Source organism: Kitasatospora sp. NPDC004723, assembly GCF_040609255.1.
Taxonomy (GTDB): domain Bacteria; phylum Actinomycetota; class Actinomycetes; order Streptomycetales; family Streptomycetaceae; genus Kitasatospora.
This window is the reverse complement of the sequence record NZ_JBEXJT010000004.1, coordinates 143,271-161,721: the sequence shown is the minus strand read 5'-3', so window position 1 is coordinate 161,721 and position 18,451 is coordinate 143,271. Positions and strand designations below refer to the sequence as shown.

11 protein-coding genes are annotated in these 18,451 nt (G+C 73.3%); 5 read left to right on the top strand and 6 right to left on the bottom strand.

Going from position 1 to position 18,451, the window contains the following annotated elements; genetic code table 11:
* Positions 1-31: 31 nt before the first annotated feature.
* Positions 32-3,598, bottom strand: coding sequence for a DNA polymerase III subunit alpha (gene dnaE, locus ABZW10_RS07255; protein ID WP_355361260.1), 3,567 nt, complete (start codon positions 3,596-3,598; stop codon positions 32-34).
* Positions 3,599-3,874: 276 nt separating this feature from the next.
* On the opposite strand from dnaE, the gene ABZW10_RS07250 reads away from it, so the two are divergent.
* The 4 genes from ABZW10_RS07250 (at position 3,875) to ABZW10_RS07235 (ending at position 5,854) form a co-directional block, all read left to right on the top strand.
* Positions 3,875-4,372, top strand: a complete 498-nt coding sequence (locus ABZW10_RS07250; RefSeq protein WP_355361535.1) for a phosphoribosyltransferase — start codon at positions 3,875-3,877, stop codon at positions 4,370-4,372.
* A gap of 128 nt (positions 4,373-4,500) precedes the next feature.
* Positions 4,501-4,809, top strand: a complete 309-nt coding sequence (locus tag ABZW10_RS07245) for a YkvA family protein (RefSeq protein ID WP_355361258.1) — start codon at positions 4,501-4,503, stop codon at positions 4,807-4,809.
* A 168-nt stretch (positions 4,810-4,977) separates the two neighbouring features.
* Positions 4,978-5,685 (top strand): DUF6338 family protein, encoded by a 708-nt coding sequence (locus ABZW10_RS07240; RefSeq protein ID WP_355361256.1) that lies wholly within the window; start codon positions 4,978-4,980, stop codon positions 5,683-5,685.
* Positions 5,654-5,854, top strand: a complete 201-nt coding sequence (locus tag ABZW10_RS07235) for a hypothetical protein (protein ID WP_355361254.1) — start codon at positions 5,654-5,656, stop codon at positions 5,852-5,854. Before ABZW10_RS07240 ends, ABZW10_RS07235 begins: the two co-directional genes overlap by 32 nt.
* A gap of 45 nt (positions 5,855-5,899) precedes the next feature.
* Here the strand turns inward: ABZW10_RS07235 and ABZW10_RS07230 are convergent, their stop codons facing one another.
* Together ABZW10_RS07230 and ABZW10_RS07225 are read right to left on the bottom strand one after the other, a co-directional pair.
* Complete coding sequence (locus ABZW10_RS07230; protein WP_355361252.1) at positions 5,900-10,759, bottom strand: CHAT domain-containing protein; 4,860 nt, start codon at positions 10,757-10,759, stop codon at positions 5,900-5,902.
* Positions 10,756-14,325: a right-handed parallel beta-helix repeat-containing protein gene (locus ABZW10_RS07225; protein WP_355361250.1), complete on the bottom strand. Its 3,570-nt coding sequence runs from the start codon at positions 14,323-14,325 to the stop codon at positions 10,756-10,758. Before ABZW10_RS07225 ends, ABZW10_RS07230 begins: the two co-directional genes overlap by 4 nt.
* 155 nt (positions 14,326-14,480) lie before the next feature.
* Here ABZW10_RS07225 and ABZW10_RS07220 point away from each other — a divergent pair, with 155 nt between their 5' ends.
* Entirely contained in the window at positions 14,481-14,906 is a 426-nt protein-coding gene (locus ABZW10_RS07220) for a metalloregulator ArsR/SmtB family transcription factor (RefSeq protein ID WP_355361248.1), read from the top strand.
* 35 nt (positions 14,907-14,941) lie between these two features.
* On the opposite strand, the gene ABZW10_RS07215 is transcribed toward ABZW10_RS07220, so the two are convergent.
* The 3 genes from ABZW10_RS07215 to ABZW10_RS07205 are packed head-to-tail and all read right to left on the bottom strand — an operon-like array spanning position 14,942 to position 18,443.
* Positions 14,942-16,372, bottom strand: coding sequence for a nitrate/sulfonate/bicarbonate ABC transporter ATP-binding protein (locus ABZW10_RS07215; protein ID WP_355361246.1), 1,431 nt, complete (start codon positions 16,370-16,372; stop codon positions 14,942-14,944).
* Between the two features lie 47 nt (positions 16,373-16,419).
* Positions 16,420-18,180: an ABC transporter permease subunit gene (locus tag ABZW10_RS07210; protein WP_355361244.1), complete on the bottom strand. Its 1,761-nt coding sequence runs from the start codon at positions 18,178-18,180 to the stop codon at positions 16,420-16,422.
* Positions 18,177-18,443 carry a hypothetical protein gene (locus tag ABZW10_RS07205; protein ID WP_355361242.1) on the bottom strand — a complete coding sequence of 89 codons (267 nt, stop codon included), beginning with the start codon at positions 18,441-18,443 and terminating at the stop codon, positions 18,177-18,179. Before ABZW10_RS07205 ends, ABZW10_RS07210 begins: the two co-directional genes overlap by 4 nt.
* Positions 18,444-18,451 lie beyond the last annotated feature (8 nt).

The window sequence follows — 18,451 nt, the reverse complement described above, 5'->3', positions numbered from 1 at the left end:
CAGCGGTGGCCGCCCGGCCGGTGGTCCCGGTTCAGGAACGGACGGCGGTGCCCGTCCAGGCGCGGTTGCCGAGCAGGGTCTTGATGTCCGAGGCGAGTCCGTTCTCGGGGTTCACCAGGAAGCCGAGCTCGTAGAGGGTGTCCTTGTCCCAGCCGGTGGTCAGGAGGCGGATCGGGACGTCGCCGGGATGGGCGCGGAGGGCGAGCTTGAGCTCGGCCACGATCTCGGGGGTGATCCGGGCGGTCGGCACGGTGATCTGGACCGGTGGCTTGGTGCCCAGTTCGGCGGAGGAGACGTCCAGCGTGGTGATCTCCTGGCCGAAGATGCTCAGCGAGCCGTCGCGCTCGTTGAGCCGGCCGCGGACCGAGATGACGTTGTCCTCCACCATCTGCTCGGCCATGAGGTTGTAGGTGGCGGGGAAGAACAGCACCTCGACCGAGCCGTCCCGGTCGGCGAGGGTGATGATCGCCCAGGCGTTTCCGGCCTTGTTGATCCGGCGGTCCACGGCGGTGATGAGGCCGGAGAGGCGGACCTCGCCCTCGGTCCGGCCCGAGCCGAGGAGGTCGGCGATCGAGGTGTCCCGGTTCTGGGAGAGGATGTGCTCGGCGCCGTCGAGCGGGTGGCTGGAGACGTAGAGGCCGAGCATCTCCCGCTCCAGGGAGAGGAGTTGGCGGCGCGGCCACTCGCGGTCGGTGAGCTCGAAGTCCAGCCCGATGCCGGGTCCGCCGCCGTCGCCGGTGTCCAGGGAGCCGAAGAGGTCGTCCTGGCCGATCGCCTGCTGCTTCTTCAGTCCGGTGACGGCGTCGATCGCGCTCTCGTGCACGGTGCTGAGCGAGAGCCGGGTGTGCCCGAGCGAGTCGAAGGCGCCCGCCTTGACCAGGGAGTCGACGGTGCGCTTGTTGCACACCACCAGCTCCACCTTGTCCAGGAAGTCGGGGAAGGAGGTGTACTTGCCCGACTCCTCCCGGGTGCGCACCAGCGATTCGATGACCGGGACACCGACGTTGCGCACCGCCTTGAGGCCGAAGCGCACGTCGCTGCCGACGGCGGTGAAGTCGACCACCGACTCGTTGACGTCGGGGGAGAGGATCCGGATGCCCATCTGGCGGCACTCCGCCAGGTAGACCGCCATCTTGTCCTTGTCGTCGGCGACCGAGGTGAGCAGCGCGGCCATGTACTCGGCGGGGTAGTTGGCCTTGAGGTAGGCGGTCTGGTACGAGACCAGGCCGTACGCGGCGGAGTGCGACTTGTTGAACGCGTAGCCGGCGAACGGGACCAGGACGTCCCACACGGCCTGGATGGCCTCGTCGGAGTAGCCGCGCTCCTTGCAGCCGGCGTGGAAGGGGACGAACTCCTTCTCCAGGACCTCCTTCTTCTTCTTGCCCATCGCCCGGCGCAGCAGGTCGGCCTGGCCGAGCGAGTACCCGGCGAGCACCTGGGCGGCGCGCTGGACCTGCTCCTGGTAGACGATCAGGCCGTAGGTGGGGCCGAGGACGTCGGCGAGCGGGGCCTCCAGCTCGGGGTGGATCGGGATGATCTCCTGCTGGGCGTTCTTGCGCAGCGCGTAGTTGGTGTGCGAGTTCATGCCCATCGGCCCGGGCCGGTACAGCGCGGAGACGGCGGAGATGTCGGCGAACTCGGTCGGCTTCATCAGCTTGAGCAGGGCGCGCATCGGGCCGCCGTCGAGCTGGAACACGCCGAGGGTGTCGCCGCGGGCCAGCAGCTGGTAGGTGGTGGGGTCGTCGATCGGGATCTTCTCGATGTCGACGTCGACGCCCCGGTTGGCCTTCACGATCTTGATGCAGTGGTCGATGATGCCCAGGTTCCGCAGACCCAGGAAGTCCATCTTGATCAGGCCCATGGCTTCGCACGACGGGTAGTCGAAGCCGGTGATGATGGTGCCGTCCTTGTCCCGCTTGTGCAGCGGGATCAGCTCCAGCAGCGGGGTGGAGGAGAGGATGACGGCGGCGGCGTGCACACCGGTGCCGCGGATCAGGCCCTCGATGCCCCGGCCGGTGTCGATGATCTTCTTGACGTCGGGCTCGTTGTCGTACAGCGCCCGGATCTCGGTGCCCTCGTTGTACCGGGGGTGCTTGTCGTTGAAGAGGTCGGCCAGCGGCACGCCCTTGCCCATGACGTCCGGCGGCATCGCCTTGGTGATCCGGTCGCCCATCGCGAAGGGGTAGCCGAGGATGCGGTTGGCGTCCTTGACCGCGGCCTTCGCCTTGATCGTGCCGAAGGTGTTGACCTGGGCGGTGTAGGCGGAGCCGTACTTCTCGGTGACGTAGCGCACCATCTGGTCGCGCTGGCGGTCGTCGAAGTCGATGTCGACGTCCGGGGGGTTGATGCGCTCGGGGTTGAGGAACCGCTCGAACAGCAGATCGTGCTCCAGCGGGTCGAGCTGGGTGATGCCGGTCAGGTAGGCGACCATCGAGCCGGCCGCCGAGCCACGGCCCGGGCCGACCGGGATGCCGCTGTCCCGCCCGTACTGGCAGATGTCGGCGACCACGAGGAAGTAGGCGTCGAACCCCATCGGGGTGATCACGCCCATCTCCAGCTCGACCCGCTCCAGCACCTCCTGGCTCGGGTTGTCGCCGTAGCGGTGCTTGAGGCCCGCGGCGATCTTCTGCCGCAGGTACGAGGCCTGGGTCTCGCCCTCGGGCACGTCGAACTGCGGCATCCGGTCGACGTAGGTGAAGACCTCCTCGTACGACTCGACCCGCTCGGCGATCGCCAGCGTGTTGTCGCAGGCCTCCGGCAGTTCGCGGAAGAGCTCGCGCATCTCCTCGGCGGTCTTGACGTAGTAGCCGGTGCCCTGGAACTTGAACCGGTTCGGGTCGTCCTTGTTCTTGCCCACGCCGACGCAGAGCAGGCTGTCGTGGGCGTCCGCCTGGTCGGCGGTCACGTAGTGCGAGTCGTTGGTGGCGAGCAGCGGAATGTTGAGCTGCTTGGCCAGGCGCAGCAGGTCCGCGCGGACGTCCTGCTCGATGGACAGACCGTGGTCCATCAGTTCCAGGAAGTAGTTCTCCTTGCCGAAGATCTCCTGGTAGGCGCCGGCCGCCTTGACCGCCTCGTCGTACTGCCCGAGCCGCAGCCGGGTCTGCACCTCACCGGAGGGGCAGCCGGTGGTGGCGATGATGCCGGTCGCGTTGGCGGCGATCAGCTCGCGGTCCATCCGGGGCTTCATGTAGTAGCCCTCCATCGACGCGAGCGAGGAGAGCTTGAAGAGGTTCCGCAGGCCGGTGGGGTTCTGCGCCCACATGGTCATGTGGGTGTAGCGGCCGCCGCCGGAGACGTCCTTGCCGCCCTCGCCGTCGGCGCCGCTCGGGCGCTGGCCGCCGGGGGACCAGAACACCTGCTTCTTCTCGAAGCGGGAGGCCGGGGCGACGTACGCCTCGATGCCGATGATCGGCTTCACACCGGTCTTGGCGGCGGCGTGGAAGAACTCGTAGGCGCCGAACATGTTGCCGTGGTCGCTCATCGCGATGGCGGGCATGCCCTGTCTCTCCGCCTCGGCGAAGAGCTTGCCGTTCTTCGCGGCCCCGTCCAGCATCGAGTACTCGGTGTGGACGTGCAGGTGCGCGAAGCTGTCGGACACGGCGCTGGGCTCCTCGGTGGTTCCGGGACGGGGAAGCGGCCCAGGTTAATCGGTCGGCGCGTACGACACGCCGCGCCGGACCACATCACGGACGGTAGCGCCGTCGGTATCCGCTGATCCGCCACCCGCCAGCAGCAGCTGGAGGACGTCATGCACCGAAGAATCTTCGTCCCCGGACGGTGGGACGACCTCACTTGACGCCATCAGCGCCGAAGAATCTCCTGTCCTCATGGGGTGGCGTTCGTGGTCGGGTCGACGGCCGTGGACAATGTGCAGGTGAGCGATGTACGTGAAGTCCTGGATTATCAGACGTTCGGCCGGGCGGTGCGCGAGCTGGCACAGTCGGTGGCGGATGACGGGTTCGAGCCCGATCTCATCCTGAGCATCGCCCGTGGTGGTGTGTTCGTGGCCGGCGGGCTGGCCTACGCGCTGGACTGCAAGAACATCCATCTCGTGAACGTCGAGTTCTACACGGGGGTGGGCACCACCCTCGACATGCCCGTGATGCTGGCACCCGTTCCCGAGGCGATCGACTTCACCGACAAGAGGGTCCTGATCGCCGACGACGTCGCCGACACCGGAAAGACGCTGAAGCTGGTGCGCGATTTCTGCCTCGGCCACGTCGCCGAGGTGCGCTCGGCCGTGATCTACGAGAAGTCGCACAGCCTCGTGCAGTGCGAGTACGTGTGGAAGCGGACCGACGACTGGATCAACTTCCCGTGGTCGACGGAGGCGCCGGTGGTCCGGCGCGCGGGCGGGGTTCTCGACGCCTGAGCGGGACCGGCTCCGGAAACCGGCCTCCCGTACCCTGGGCAGGGCCGCGCGGTGGGTCCGCGCGTGCCCGCCCGGGCCGCTCGGCGCGCCGGAGGCGGGATGTGCGGGCGTGAGCGGGAGGTGTGCCGGTGAACGGCGGCGACGTTCTGTGGTGGGTCCTCGGCGCGCTGGTGGCCGTCTCCCTGGCGGTCGCGGTGGTGCTGGTCGTGAAGCTGGTCCGGGTCCGCAAGCTCCTGGTGGCGACCGGTGTCCCGATGTCGGCCAAGGTCCTGTTCTGGGTGTCCATCGCCTATCTGATCAGCCCCGTCGACCTGCTCCCGGACCCCATTCTGCTGGACGACATCGGGCTGCTCCTGGTGGCTCTGCGCACCCTGCACAAGGCGGTCGGAAAGGCGTCGCGCGGATCGCACGACGCCGACCGGTACGGGCCGGCCTGACCGTTCACCGCGGCTGCGCGGATCCACGGCGCGCCCCCGCGCGCCCGGCCCGGACCGCCGGTGCACTCGGGGAAAACGGGCCCGGGGCGGTGGGGGCTCGGCTAGGGTGGGGAGACGCTCCGGTGCCGTGGGGGACGCGGTCCGCACGGGGCGGGGAGGGGTGGCGGGGTGCTTCCGAACACGGTGCAGCAGTTGGCCATCCTGCTGGCCCTGGTGCTGCCCGGGATCTTCTACCAGGCCGTCGCCGACCGCCTGCGCGGGCCGCGGGCCTCCGAGCAGGAGCCGCAGAACCGGGCCCTGCGGGCGATCGCCATCAGCGGGCTGCTCGACGCCGTCTACGCGGTGGTCGCGGGCCCCTGGCCGGCCCGGCTGCTGAGCGAGGGCGACGGCGGGCCGCTCGCCGGGGTGCTGCGGCATCCGCGGCAGGCCGGGTTCGTCGTACTGCTGCTGGTCGTCGCGGTGCCGTCCGGCCTCGCGTGGGCCGCGGCGGTGGTGGGCCGCCGGCGTGAACGGGCGCGTTACGAGCCGACGCCGACGGCCTGGGACTTCCTGTTCGCCGACCGTGAGCCCTGCTTCGTGCGGATCCGGCTCAAGGGCGGCCTGTGGGTGGGGGGTTGGCTGGGCTCGCGGTCGGCGGTGTCGGCCTTCCCGCAGCAGCAGGACATCTATCTGGAATCGCAGTGGCGCCTCAGCGGCGACGGGACCTTCCTCGGCCGGGTGGCGGGCACCGCGGGCGTCTACATCAAGGGCAGCGAGGTCGAGGTGCTGGAGTTGCTGGCGCCGCCGGGCCCGGAGCGGGCGCCGGCGCCGGTACCGGTACCGGAGACGCGGAGGGAGCAGGGTGATGGCAGCGGCACGGGACGGGCGCAGCGGTGACGACCAGTCGGTGGAGAGCCTGATCGAGGAGTACCGCGACCGGCGGGTCCTGCGGATCACCGGCGGTGCGGCAGAGCCCGAGCAGGGCCCCGAGGGCGCCTCGGGCACGGCGCAGAGCGAGACCGAGCCGTCGGCGGCGCCCGAGGCCGGCGGTCCGGAGGCGTCCTGACGGGGACGTCCTGAGCGGGGCGTCCCGACGGCGCGCCCGCCGGTCTCAGGGGCCGACGTGCACGTGCGCCGCCCACAGGTGCGGTGCGGGCAGCAGGCGTTCACGCAGCGCCCGGACGGGGTGGTGCAGGGCGAGCGCCGGGTCGAACGGCCCCTCGTGGGAGGCGTCCCCGCGCAGTGCGGCGTAGAACTCCCCGGTGAGCTGACGCGCGATCTTGTCGGAGACGGTCCACAGCGTGCCGATGACGTGGGTGAAACCGGCCAGCTGGAACGACGGCGCCAGGTGCACCGCCTCGTCCGGCAGGCCGAGCCCGCCCTGGGAGGTCGAGCAGGCCGACAGGAAGGCGAGTTCGGCGTCGACCGGGCGCCGTACCGAGATGTCGAGAGCGCTGAGCCTGCCGTCGTGGAGGATCAGGCCGCTGTTCGACGGACTCTCCGGGTCGCTGACGCCGTGGCAGGTGAAGTGCACCCAGGGGTGGCGGTACAGCTCCCGGCGCACCGCTTCCACGGAGGCGTGCTCGCCGTCCAGCCGCAGGCCGCCGGGGAAGAGCTCGGCCACCAGGGCGGCCTCGGGTCCGGCGCCGGGCAGCGGCGGGCCGCCCGGCGTCTGCGCGAGCGAGACCACCAGCGGGGCGGGGCGGCGTCGGGGCGGGCCGGCGGCCCGGCGGCGGGCACGCAGCAGGGACCGCAGGGTCGGGGTGTAGGAGGACACGACCCGGTCCATGACCCAGGTGCCGGGGATCCGCGGGCCCTTGCCGGCGGCGTGCAGCGGCAGGAACGCCAGCCGGCCGGTCGGGCACCACCACAGCCGGGGCCACTCCTCCTCGCCGAGCGGGGTGCCGCGCAGCCCGAGGCGCTCCAGGACGGGGCCGGCCAGGCTGTCCCACAGCCACGCCAGGACGGAGCGGTGCAGGTTCATCAGCTCCTTGGCCCGCGCCACGCCCTCGTCCCCGTAGGCGACGTCGATCCACCGCTCGGTGAACGCCTGTGCGGCGACGGCCACTTCGCTCGGGGTGAGGTCCGGCAGCGGTACGACGTCGATGCGCGTGCCGCCGCCGGCCGGTTCGGCCAGGACGAGGGCGTGCGAGCCGTAGTCGCTGACGTTGACCACGACCACGGGGCCCCGCTCCGCCACCGAGAGCAGCTCCCGGGTGGTCGGCGGACGCAGGAAGTCGCCGAGGTCGGGCAGCGCGCGGATCTCCTCCAGCAACTGGTCCCAGCGGCGGGACAGGGTGTGCCGCTCCTCGGCGTCGCGCAGGCCGGCCGCGCTCCCGGCCGCGCCGGCGGCCCCCTGGACGAAGAAGGCGTCGGGCGCCTCGGTGCCCGTGAGCTGCAGCGCGACCGGGTGGTCCTGGCTGAGCCGGTCCCGGATCCGCTCGAACTCCTCGGCGCGGGCCGGGTCGAGCGCGCGCAGCCGGGACAGGTCGCCCTGGTTCTCCAGGCCCTGGGCGAGCAGCACCCCCCTGCCCTGTTCGAGCAGCGCGAGTGCCCGTTCGGGATCGCCGGCCCGGATCGCGAGCGCCGCGGCCGAACTGGCCAGCCCCCGGCCGGAGCTCAGCCGTTCCTCCTGGTCCAGCCTGTCCAGGTGACGCGGGGCCACCCGGGACAGCAGGCCGACCGCGTGGGCGAAGCCCTCCAGGGCCTCCGCGTCCCGGCCGGTGCGCGCGGCGATGCCGCCCCACAGGCGCGCCGATTGGAGGCGGGTGTGCGGCGGAAGGGACGTGTCCTCGGCGTTGCTGCGGAGCAGCCGGACCGCTTCGGCCAGGTCGACCCTCTCCCCGAGTTCGGCGCGCCGCAGTTGGGCCGTCGCCAGCACCCGGCGGGCCAGCACCTGGAACTGGTCGGCGTCCTGCGTATCGGCGAGGGCCTCCCGAGCGGCTGCGGCGGCCCGGCGCAGCGCCGTTCGCGCCGCGTGCTCGGGGAGCAGTTCCGCGGTGCCGAGACCCGCGTAGGCCAGTCGCGCCAGCGCGAGGGTCCGCAGCGGGTGGGGGGAGCCGAGTTCCCCGATCAGCTCCTCGAGCCGGCGGCAGGCCTCGACCGAGGCCTCGGTGTCCGAGGCCATGCGGGCCTGCTGGAACCGCATCATGGCCAGGTTGAGCGCAGCGCGTTCCCGGGCCATCGACATCCCGTGGCGGTGGTCCGCGGCCTCGCTCAGCAGCGCGATCGCCCGGTCGTGCAGCGCGGTGTCGCCGGTGGTCGTGAACAGGGTGAACAGCGCCATGCCGAGGTTGTTCAGCACCAGCGGACGCTGGGCCGAGGTCGGGCCGGTGTGCTCCAGGGCGGTGCGGAACACGGCGGCGGCCTGGGCCTCCCAGCTGCGGTCGCCCGTCCTGTTCGCCCGGTCGAGGAGGGCGGCGCCGAGATTGGTGAGGACCAGGCCCCGGTCCCCGTAACCCGGTGGCGCGGTGGCGACGGCGGTCTTCAGGGTGTCCAGCGCGGCGTCCATCTGCTCCTCCGAGCCGGACTCCGCGGCCAGGGTCCATTCGAGGTAGCCCAGACCGGCCAGGACGGAGGCACGTTCCGGGTGGTGCCCGGGCAGCTGCTCCAGCGCGGCGCGGCAGGTGTCCATCGCCTCGGTGCGCAGCTGTCCGTCCGGCCGGAAGCCGTACAGGCTTCCGAGGCAGATGGAGAGTCCGAAGAGGGCGTACGGCTGGGGTTCGGGCGCCATCAGGGCGATGGCCTCGCGGTAGTGGCCGACGGCGTGCTCCAGGTGGGCCGGCTCCCCGTTGAGCTGGAAGCGCATGCGCAGGCTGGTGCCGAGGCCGATCAGGCAGGCGACCCGGCTCTCCCGGCCTCCGCCGGGCCCGGCCAGGGCCTCGGAGAGCAGGACCTGGGACCGGTCGAGTGCGGCGGTGTCCGAGCGCAGCCAGGCGAGCGAGTTGAGCGCGTCGGTGAGCCGGCAGATCATCGGAAGCCGTCCGGGGTGGTCGGCCGGGGCGATGGCCAGGGCCTGGTCGAGCTGGTCCATCGCCCGGTCGAGCAGGTCCTCCTCGATGCCGAGGTCGGCGAGGCCCAGCAGGGCGGAGCCGAGCTGGTACCGGTGGTCCGCGCGGTCGGTGGCGGGGCGGTCCGCGTCGGCCGCCGTGACCTCGCTCAGCAGCGCGACGGCCTCCCGGTAGTCGGCCGGGTCGCCGGTGTCCTCGCCGCGCTGGGCCCAGTGGATGCCGAGCCGGCCCGTGAGGTCCAGGCGCTGCGGGTCGTCGGCGGGCAGCAGTGCGAGCGCGCGGTTCATGGAGGCGAGGCTCTGCTGCCAGGCCGCCTCGTCCTCCCGGCCGGCCCGGACGGCGAGTGCCCAGCCCATGGCGAAGCGCACCTCCGCCTCGAAGGCGGGCCCGGGGGACGGCAGGTCGAGGCAGGCCCGGTAGTGCTCCACCGCCTCGGCGGCGCGCTCGGGCCGTCCCTCCCGCGCCGCGGACTCGACGAGGGCGTCGGCCAGCCGGCGTTGCGCCTGCGCGCGGTCGGCGGTGGCCTGCGGCCGCTCGCGCAGGAGCCGGCGCAGCAGGGCGATCGGCTCGGCCGACGGGTCGTCGGCGCCCTCGGCGTCGGCGCGCAGGCCCAGCAGGTCGGCGAGGGCGAGGGCCCGGTCCAGGCGGCGCGGCGGCAGGTCCGCCGGGGTGGCGTCGAAGGCCTCGGTGGCATGGGTGACGGCCGCCGACAGGTCCTCCGGGCGCCGCGCCTCCAGGTAGCGCCTGACCAGGGTGCCGGAGAGCAGCATCCGGGTGTCGGCGAACCGCGGTGTCCCGGCCGGGGCGAGGCCGGCCGCCTCCTGGGCTGTGGCGACCGCCAGGGTGGTGGTCCCGGCGTCGTCGTCCCCGGCCGGGAACCTCAGCAGGACGAGGGCCAGGTTGCAGAGGTACTGGAGCCGTACGGCCGGGCCGGTCGAGGCCTCGACGGCCTGCCGGCCCAGGGCGATGCCTTCGGCGTGCAGCGCGGGCCGGTCCTCCAGCGTGCCCCGGGCGATCAGTGCCATGCCCAGGAAGGAGAGCCGGTCCGTCTGCACGGCGGTACCGGTGGACGCCGCGGGGGCGTCGTCCGGTGCGCCGTGGTCCGGCGCGCGCAGCAGCGTGGCCGCCTCCGGCAGGCCGGCGTGGTCGCCGGCCAGCACGGCGGCACGGGTCAGGGACATCCCGAGCTCGACGCGGTACGCCGCCAGGCCGGGGTCGTCCGGCGGGCACAGGGCCAGTGCGGTGCGCCCCTCGGACACGGCTTCGCGGACCGCCTCGTCGATCGCCGTGACGTCGGACCAGAACCGCAGCGCCGTGCCGAGGTTGGCGTGCCGGCGGGCCTGTTCGCCGGGCGTGGCCGGCGCCGCCGCGATCGCGGCGCGGCCGGCCTCCACGGCCTCGGCGACCGACGAGGCGTCGAACCGGTCGATGTAGTCGTTCAGCAGGGCCACGCCGAGCGTCGACAGCACCGAGCCCAGCAGCGGGCCCTCCGGTGGGCACCCGGCCGCCGTGTGGCGCAGCAGCCTCACCGCCACCGCGGGCGCGCCGGGGTACCGCCAGCGCTCGAACGCCAGCACGACGGCCATCCCCGCGGCGTGCGTCTGCTCGACGCCCACCCCGTCGCCGGCCGTGTCCTCCCCGGCGGCCACGGCCAGCACGGCGGCGAACGCGGGCGGCATCAGGTCCGGCCATGGGCGCCGGACCGGGAGCAGGTGCAGCAGAGCCTCGCCCAGCAGTGCCGGGTCGCGCGGATCGGCGGTCAGGAAGGCGAACAGATCGCTGTAGCCGAGCGTGTAGGCGTGGACGAGCGGGAGGTCCGCGGCGGACGGCGGTCCGGCGGCCCGGAGCACGGCCGCCGCCGCGGACGCCTCGGCCGTGGCGAACCACGCCGCCGCCGCGGGGTCCGCCATCGCCTGGTCGAGGCGGGCGGCGAGCAGGTCGTTGGCCTCGTCCGGGGTCACAGCCAGCCGCCCTCGGCGGGGATGTCCTCCGCCAGCAGCACCACCAGGTCCTCCCGGCTCGGCGTGCCCGCCCCGGCCAGCCGGGTGGCCTGCCGTTCGACCATCTCCTCCAGCAGCGTCCGCGCGTCACGGGCGTTGGCCGGGTCGCCCCGCAGCTCCCGGCGGGTGAAGCGCTCGGTGAGGCGCTCCGCGACGCCCGGAGCGAGGCGGTAGGTGTGGCGCTCCGCCTCGTGGAGCATGATCTCGGTGAGCTCGGCGGGGCCGTACGGGGTGAACTCCAGGATGCGGGAGAAGCGGGAGCGCAGACCGGGGTTGGAGTCCAGGAAGGCCCGCATCTCCTCGGTGTAGCCCGCTGCGATGACCACGACGTCGTCCCGGTGGTCCTCCATCAGTTTGGTGAGGACGTCGATCGCCTCCTGGCCGAAGTCGGTGCCCGAACCGAACCGCCGCGCCAGGCTGTACGCCTCGTCGATGAACAGCACACCGCCGTCCGCCCGCTCGAACGCCTGGTGGGTCTTCTGCGCGGTGTGTCCGAGGTACTGGCCGACGAGGTCGCCGCGCGCGACCTCCACCAGGTGGCCCTTCTTCAAGGCCCCGAGCGCGGCCAGGATCTGGCCGTACAGCCGGGCCACGGTGGTCTTCCCGGTCCCCGGCGGGCCGGAGAAGACCAGGTGGTGGGCCCGGGGCGGCGGGGGGAGGTCGGCATCGGAGCGCCAGCGGGCCAGCCGGAGCAGGTCGACCTGGACGGCGACCTGGCGCTTGGCCTCCGCCAGCCCGATCATGCGCTGGAGTTCGGCGATCGGGCCGGCCTCCGGCTGCAGGATGTCCTCCGCCGTGGCCCCGGTGCGGACGTTCTCCAGCAGCACCCGGTTGTTGACCGCCACCGCCTCGCCCGCGCAGCCGGTGACCTCGCCGTCCGTCACGCTGCCGAACACGTCGTCGTCCAGGCGCAGGCCGTCGCCGCCGGCGCCGTACACCCGCACCCCGGTGAGGATCACCCGGCTGGCGTTGCGCGCCCAGATGCCGTTGAGCCGGCTGCCGGAGACCTCCAGCCGGTCGATCTCCACGCTGGTGTTGGAGATGGCCAGCAGCCCGGTCTCACCCGGCTTCGACACCGTGCAGTCCCGGGCCGTCAGCCGGCTGTCGTCACGGCAGTTCAGGCCGTACAGGCCGGCCCGCTCCACCGTGACGTGCTCGGCGGTGGCGCGCACGGCGTTCTGCAGCAGCAGCCCGGAGGACGTGGCGTCGGCGATGACGGCGCCGACCAGCCGGATCGTCACACCGGTGCCGTGTCCGCGCACGCCGTACTGGCAGCGCTCCAGGCGCAGTTCGGCGAGGTCCACCACCGAGCCCTCCTGGACCTCGACCGCGCTCTCGGAGTGGTCGTGGACCCGGAGCCGGGTGAAGTCGCCGCGCGCCTTGTGCACGGTGACCCCGGTGCCGCCGAAGGCCACCGCGCAGTCGTCGACGACCGGGGAGCCGCCGGACACCACCCGGATGCCGTGCTGGCCGGCGTTCTCGATCCGGCACGTCTCCAGCCGCCCCCGCCCCTGGTCCTCGACCAGCACCCCCTCGGCCCGGCAGTGGGCGAACAGGCAGTCCCGGACCCTGGGGTCGGCGCCCCGCGCGACGTACAGGCCGGTCGTGGCGCCGTTGACCGTGGTGTCCTGGACGGTGCCGTGCGCCTGGCGGTCGTAGGCGATGCCGGACGCGTGGACCTCGTCGATCCGGGAGCCCAGGACCTGCACCGCGGAGTGGTCGCCGGCGGCGATGGCGGTGTCGCCGGTGCCGCGGAACTCGCAGCCGCGGATCTCCGCCGTGGAACCGGTCACGTCGATGCCGCGGCCCCGGCTGTCCGTCACCGCGCAGTCGGCGATCTCGGCCTTGGCGCGGTCCTTCAGCACCAGCGCGTGGTCCCGGGCCGAGAGGAACCGGGTGCGCTCCAGCGTGCCGGTGGCGCCGACGAGTTCGGTCCGGCCCGCGATGATCTCGCAGTCCCGCAGGATCAGTTCGGAGCCCTGGGAGGCGAGCAGCGCGTACTCGCCCGGCCCGTCGATCCGGCAGCCGCGCAGTTCCAGCCGGCCGGTGGTGGCGACGGCCGTCGCGCCGCGGCCCTGCACGGTCAGGGAGTCCAGCGTGACGTGTCCCTCGCACTGGAGGGCGGACTGCTCGGGCGTCTCGATCACCACCGGCTCCTGGCCCGGCGCCCCGACCAGTTCGACGGTGCCGGACAGCACCAGCGGCCCCGCCTCCCGGTACCGGCCCGGCTCGATCAGCAGGCGCAGCGGCCGGTCCCTCGGCGCGGCACGCAGCGCCGAGGCCAGCGTCCGGTGGGCCGTCCCGCGCCCCGGACCGACGCGGACCGTGACGGCTTCGCCGGTGACGGGCCCGCCGTGCCCGGTGCGGTCGGCCAGCAGGTTCGCCCCGTACGAGGCCAGCGCGTCCGCCAACTGCGCGGGGAAGACGGTGAGTCCGTGCAGGTGGCCGAGCGCGGGGGAGTGCACCGGCAGCAGGTCGACGGACAGTCCGTTGGCGGGCAGCGGCCAGTGCGGCAGCGGCGCCGGGCGGTCCGCCCCCGTGTTGAACCGGGCGCGCACCGACGTCACCCGGAACCGCTGACCGACCAGGGAGACGTCCTGCTGCGCGGTCTCCAGGGCGGCGATCCCGGACCACGGCAGGGCCCGCTCCCGGCCGCCGACGCGCACCACGACGGCCCGGCTCTCCACCCGCAGCTCGCAGGGCCGGGACAGGCCCAGGACCAGCCGCCGCACACCCACCGACCCGAGCAGGACCAGGGCGACGGCCGCCAGGACCGGCTGCCCCAGGACGGGCGTGTCGAGGGAGCGCAGGACGAGGAGCGAAGCCGCCACGGCCACCAGCAGCAGGATCCCCTGCAGCCGCAGCAGTATGCGGGCGGGCCGGGACAGCAGCGCGCCGGCCGCGAACACCGCGGCCCCGCCGGGACCGTCCGGCAGCCGGGTCGTCCCGCCCCAGCGGTCGGACGCCCACGGTGTGAACACCTCGTCGAGGCGTTGCAGGGGAACCGTCAGCGGGGCCAGGTCGACGAGGATGCCCTGCCACGACGCCGACCAGCGCGGCGAACCGCGCCCCGGCAGCGCCGTCGGGCTGCCCTCCGAGGTGCGCACCAGCAGGGAGCCCCGGTAGAACGGGGCCTCGTAGACGGCCGCGGATCCCCGGACCGGCAGCACGCACAGACCGGCGATCGCGTCCCACGGCAGCCTGACCTTCCGCAGGCCGCCGCGGAGTTCGAGGTAGCCGGGATCGACCACCACCGTCGGGGGCGCCACCGCCAGGGTCGCCTGCCGGATCAGGACCACCGTCCACACCGCGGTCGCCACGACGTCGACCACCGTCGGCAGCGGCCGCCCCGGTTCCCCGCCGAGCAACTCCAGCGCGCACGCGAGCAGCGCGGTGGCGGCGAACACCGCGGTCGCCGCCCGCCGGCGGCGGTACTTCCCCGACGGCCGCAGCCGAACCCGCTCACTCTCCCGGCCATCCGCCCGCACCATCGCGCCCCCCAGGAACCGCCGGCTGTGTGCTCCCATCAAATCAGCCAACTCGTGTCACCGGCTGCCGATTTGGCCATTCCGCCCGGCCGCCCGGGTGCGCCGGCCGCAGGCGACGACGGCGCACGGCGGGGTGCGGCGGCCGGGGGACGGCGGCCCGGGTGCGGCGGTTGTGCGCCCGGTACGATCCTTGCATGGATGCGCAAGGAGAGGCCTGGGATACGGAGGCGGCGGAGCGGGCGGTGGCGGTGCTGAAGGCGGTGGCCGACCCGTCGCGCTACCGGCTGCTGTGGGCGCTGAGCCGGCGGGAGCTGCCGGTGAGCGAGTTGGCGCAGCTCCTGGGCGCGCATGTGGCGGCCACCTCGCAGCACCTGTCGAGGCTGCGGGCGGCCGGGCTGGTGGTGTCGCGACGGGAGGGGACGCGGATCTTCTACCGGGCGGCGGACGTGCGGGGGCTGCTGACGGAAGCGGCGCTGGTCGCCACCAGGATGCCGGAGCGCGGGGACGGAGGGTACGGCGGCGCCGGTGGGGAGGCCGCGGTCGCCTCGGTGGCCGAGACGCGGCCTGCCCGGGCCGCCCTGGTGGGGCGGCGGCGCCCGGCCACCGGCCGGGTGGGCTGAGCGGGGCCGGACGAACCGTCCGGCCGGTGTGCGCGTCAGCGGGGGAGTTCGGCGCCTTCGTCGAGCCGGTACTCCTGCGGCGCCGCGTCGTAGCCGAACAGCTCGGCGTAGCGGCCCCAGTCGGTGGCGGTCTCCAGCTGCCGGTCGACCTGTTCGCTGGTGTAGTGGTGGGCGAGCAGGTCGCGGAAGAACCCCGCGCGGACGACGGTACCGGGGTTGCCGCGCAGGCTGTTGGCGATCAGCTTGACCAGCGGGACGTCGAGGGCGGCCGCGGCGAAGACGGTCTTGGACTCCTGGACGTCGGCGTCGGCGAAGGCGGCGCCGGTGTCGGTGAGGACGAGGTCGTTGCCGCTGATCTCGGCGAAGCCGAGCAGGTCGAGGGCGTCGACCTGGGGGAGCATGTCGTCGATGTCCAGCGCGAGTTCGTCGGCGAGGCCGGCGAGGTCGCAGCGTCCGCCGCGGTGCGCGATCATCCCGGCGAGGCCGGAGAGGCCGTCGACCGTGGCGCCGGGCAGCGGGGTGTTGGCGACGGTGCGCCGGTCGGGCTGCACGGCGTCGGCGCGGCCGGGCAGGCGGGTCTCCTTGGGGCGGCCGGTCATGATGCGGTAGACGCGGTCGACCAGTTCGTCGAAGGCGGCGGAGTCGCGGTCGCGGGGCCGGTCCAGGGTGATCTCGACGGTCTCCCGGATGGTGCCGTACGGGCGGGCGCCGAGGACGACGATCCGGTCGGCCATCAGCACCGCCTCCTCGATGTTGTGGGTGACCAGGACGACGGCGCGGGTGGGGAACTGGCCGGACTCCCACAGCTCCATCAGCTCGCCGCGCAGGTTCTCGGCGGTGAGGACGTCCAGCGCCGAGAACGGCTCGTCCATCATCAGCACGTCCGGCTCGACGACCAGCGCCCGGGCGAAGCCGACCCGCTGGCGCATCCCGCCGGAGAGCTCCTTGGGGTAGGCGGACTCGAAGCCGTCCAGGCCGATCAGGTCGATGGCCCGCACCGCCGCCCCGGCGCGCTCCTTCGGCGCCACCCCGCGCGCCTCCAGGCCGAGTTCGACGTTCTGCTGGACGGTGAGCCAGGGCAGCAGGGCGAAGGTCTGGAAGACCATGGCGGTGCCCGGGTTGGCGCCGGTGAGCGGGGTGCCGCGGTAGCGGACGGTGCCGGAGCTGGGCGGAATGAGGCCGGCCAGGCAGCGCAGCAGGGTGGACTTGCCGGAGCCGGACTTGCCGAGCAGCGCGACGATCTCGCCGGCCCGCACCTTCAGGTCGATGCCCGACAGGACGGGCAGTTCGCCGTCCGCGCCGGCGTAGGCCTTGGTCAGGCCGGCGGTCTCCAGCAGCACCTCGCCGTCCGCCGGGCGGGCGGCGGGTGCGGACGGTGCGGCGGGCGCCGCGGCGGGGACGGTGGTCAGGGGAGTGCGGGTGGCGGTGCGGGGGGCGAGCAGGTCGCGCAGGCTCTTGAAGCTCATGGCGGATCTCCGTGCGTCGTGGTGCGGGTGGGGCGGCGCGTGCGTGGTCAGAGGGAGTAGCGGGTCTCGGCGAGCCGGTGCAGGCGGCGCCAGACCAGCCGGTTGAGGAGGACGACGTACAGGCTCATCACCGCGACCCCGGCGAGCAGGTGCGGCCGGTCGCCGCGTTCGGTGGCCCGGGCGATGTAGGCGCCGAGGCCGGTCGCGGTGAGGGTGGTGCTGCCGAAGGTGACCACCTCGGCGACGATGGAGGCGTTCCAGGCGCCGCCGGAGGCGGTGAGGCCGCCGGTGACGTAGGCGGGGAAGATCCCGGGCACGATCAGGCGGCGCCAGCGCTGCCGGCCGCGCACGCCGAGGTCGTCCATGGCCTCGCGCAGGTCGGTGGGGATGGCCATGGCGCCGGCGATGGTGTTGAACAGGATGTACCACTGGGCGCCGAGGGCCATCAGCACGATGCCGCCGACGTCGATCGACAGACCGGTCCTGAGGAGGAACCAGACGACCAGGGGGAACAGGAAGTTGGCGGGGAAGCTGGCCAGCACCTGGACGACGGGCTGGGCGATGCGGGTGAGCCTCGGCGAGAAGCCGATCTTCACACCGATCGGCACCCAGACCAGGGTGGCCACCGCCACCAGGACGACGACGCGGGCCAGGGTGGCCAGCCCGAGCAGCAGCGGCTCGCCGAACACGCCGAGGCCGGTGCGGTCGTCCAGGTAGCGGCCCAGGTCGATCAGGCCCCAGAGGATCAGGCCCCCGGCGACGACGGCGAAGGCGAGGTCGCCGGCACGCCGGCGGCCGGTGCCGACGGCGAGCGGGCGGTCGTCGGTGCCCAGCAGCCGTCCGGCGCGGGACAGTGCCAGGGCGGCCGGGCGGAACAGGCGGCCGAGCAGCTCGGGCCAGTGGGAGCGGCGCAGGAAGTCCAGGACGACGGAGCGCTGGACCTCGGTGGCCTCGGACTGCTCGTTCTTGAACTTCTCCGCCCAGGCGGTGAGCGGGCGCCAGAACAGGAAGTTCACGCCGATCACCATGACGGCCATGGTGACGATCGCCCAGCCGACCTTGCCGAGGTCGCCGGCGGCGATGGCGGCGCCCGCGTAGGAGCCGACGCCGGGCAGGGCGTACGTCTGGTTGTTGACGCTGATCGCCTCGGAGGCGACGAGGAAGAACCAGCCGCCGCCGAAGCTCATCATGCCGTTCCAGACCAGGCCGATCATGCCGGAGGGCACCTCGACCTTCCAGAAGCGCATCCACCTGGTGAAGCGGAAGGAGCGGGACAGCTCGTCGAGTTCGCGCGGCAGCGAGGTGAGGGCGGCGTAGAAGCCGAAGGTCATGTTCCACGCCTGGGAGGTGAAGATCGCGAAGACCGCCGCGCATTCGAGGCCGAGCACGGAGCCGGGGAACAGCGCGAGGAAGCCGGTGACCGCCACGGTGAGGAAGGCCAGTACGGGGACGGACTGGAGGATGTCCAGTGCCGGGATGAGGATGCGCTCCAGACGGCGGCTCTTGGCGGCGGCGTAGGCGTAGCCGAAGGTGAAGACGACCGAGGCGGCGAGGGCGGCGAACATCCGCAGCAGCGAGCGTGCGGCGTCGTAGGGGAGCCGGGCGGGGGTGGTGTCGACATCGGCGCCGCGGCCGGTGGAGAAACGGACCGTGGTGCCCTGTCCGACCCGCAGCGCGAGGTAGAGCAGGACCAGGACGGCGGCGGCGACGACCACGTCCACCCAGGTCATCCGGGACAGCCGGCCGGCCACGCGGGACGGCAGCGAGGTCCGGGCCGGGGCCGCGGGGAACGGCTTGGGGAACGTCATGCCGAGAACCTCCGTGCGCTGAACTGCCGGTTGTCGCCCGCGGGAGCGGTGGGACTGGTCCGCGTGGTGCGGCTGCCGGTGCGGGCCAGGAGGAGGGCGAGGACGAGGCCGGTGACGGAGGAACCGAACAGGACGCCGCCGATCACGGATCGCAGACCGGTGGGAGCGGTGCCCAGGGCGACGGCCTCGAGGGCCAGGACTGCCAGGACTCCGGTGATGGCGATGCCTCTGCCCGTCCGGCGGGGGCGTGCGACTACGGTCATGGGGACGG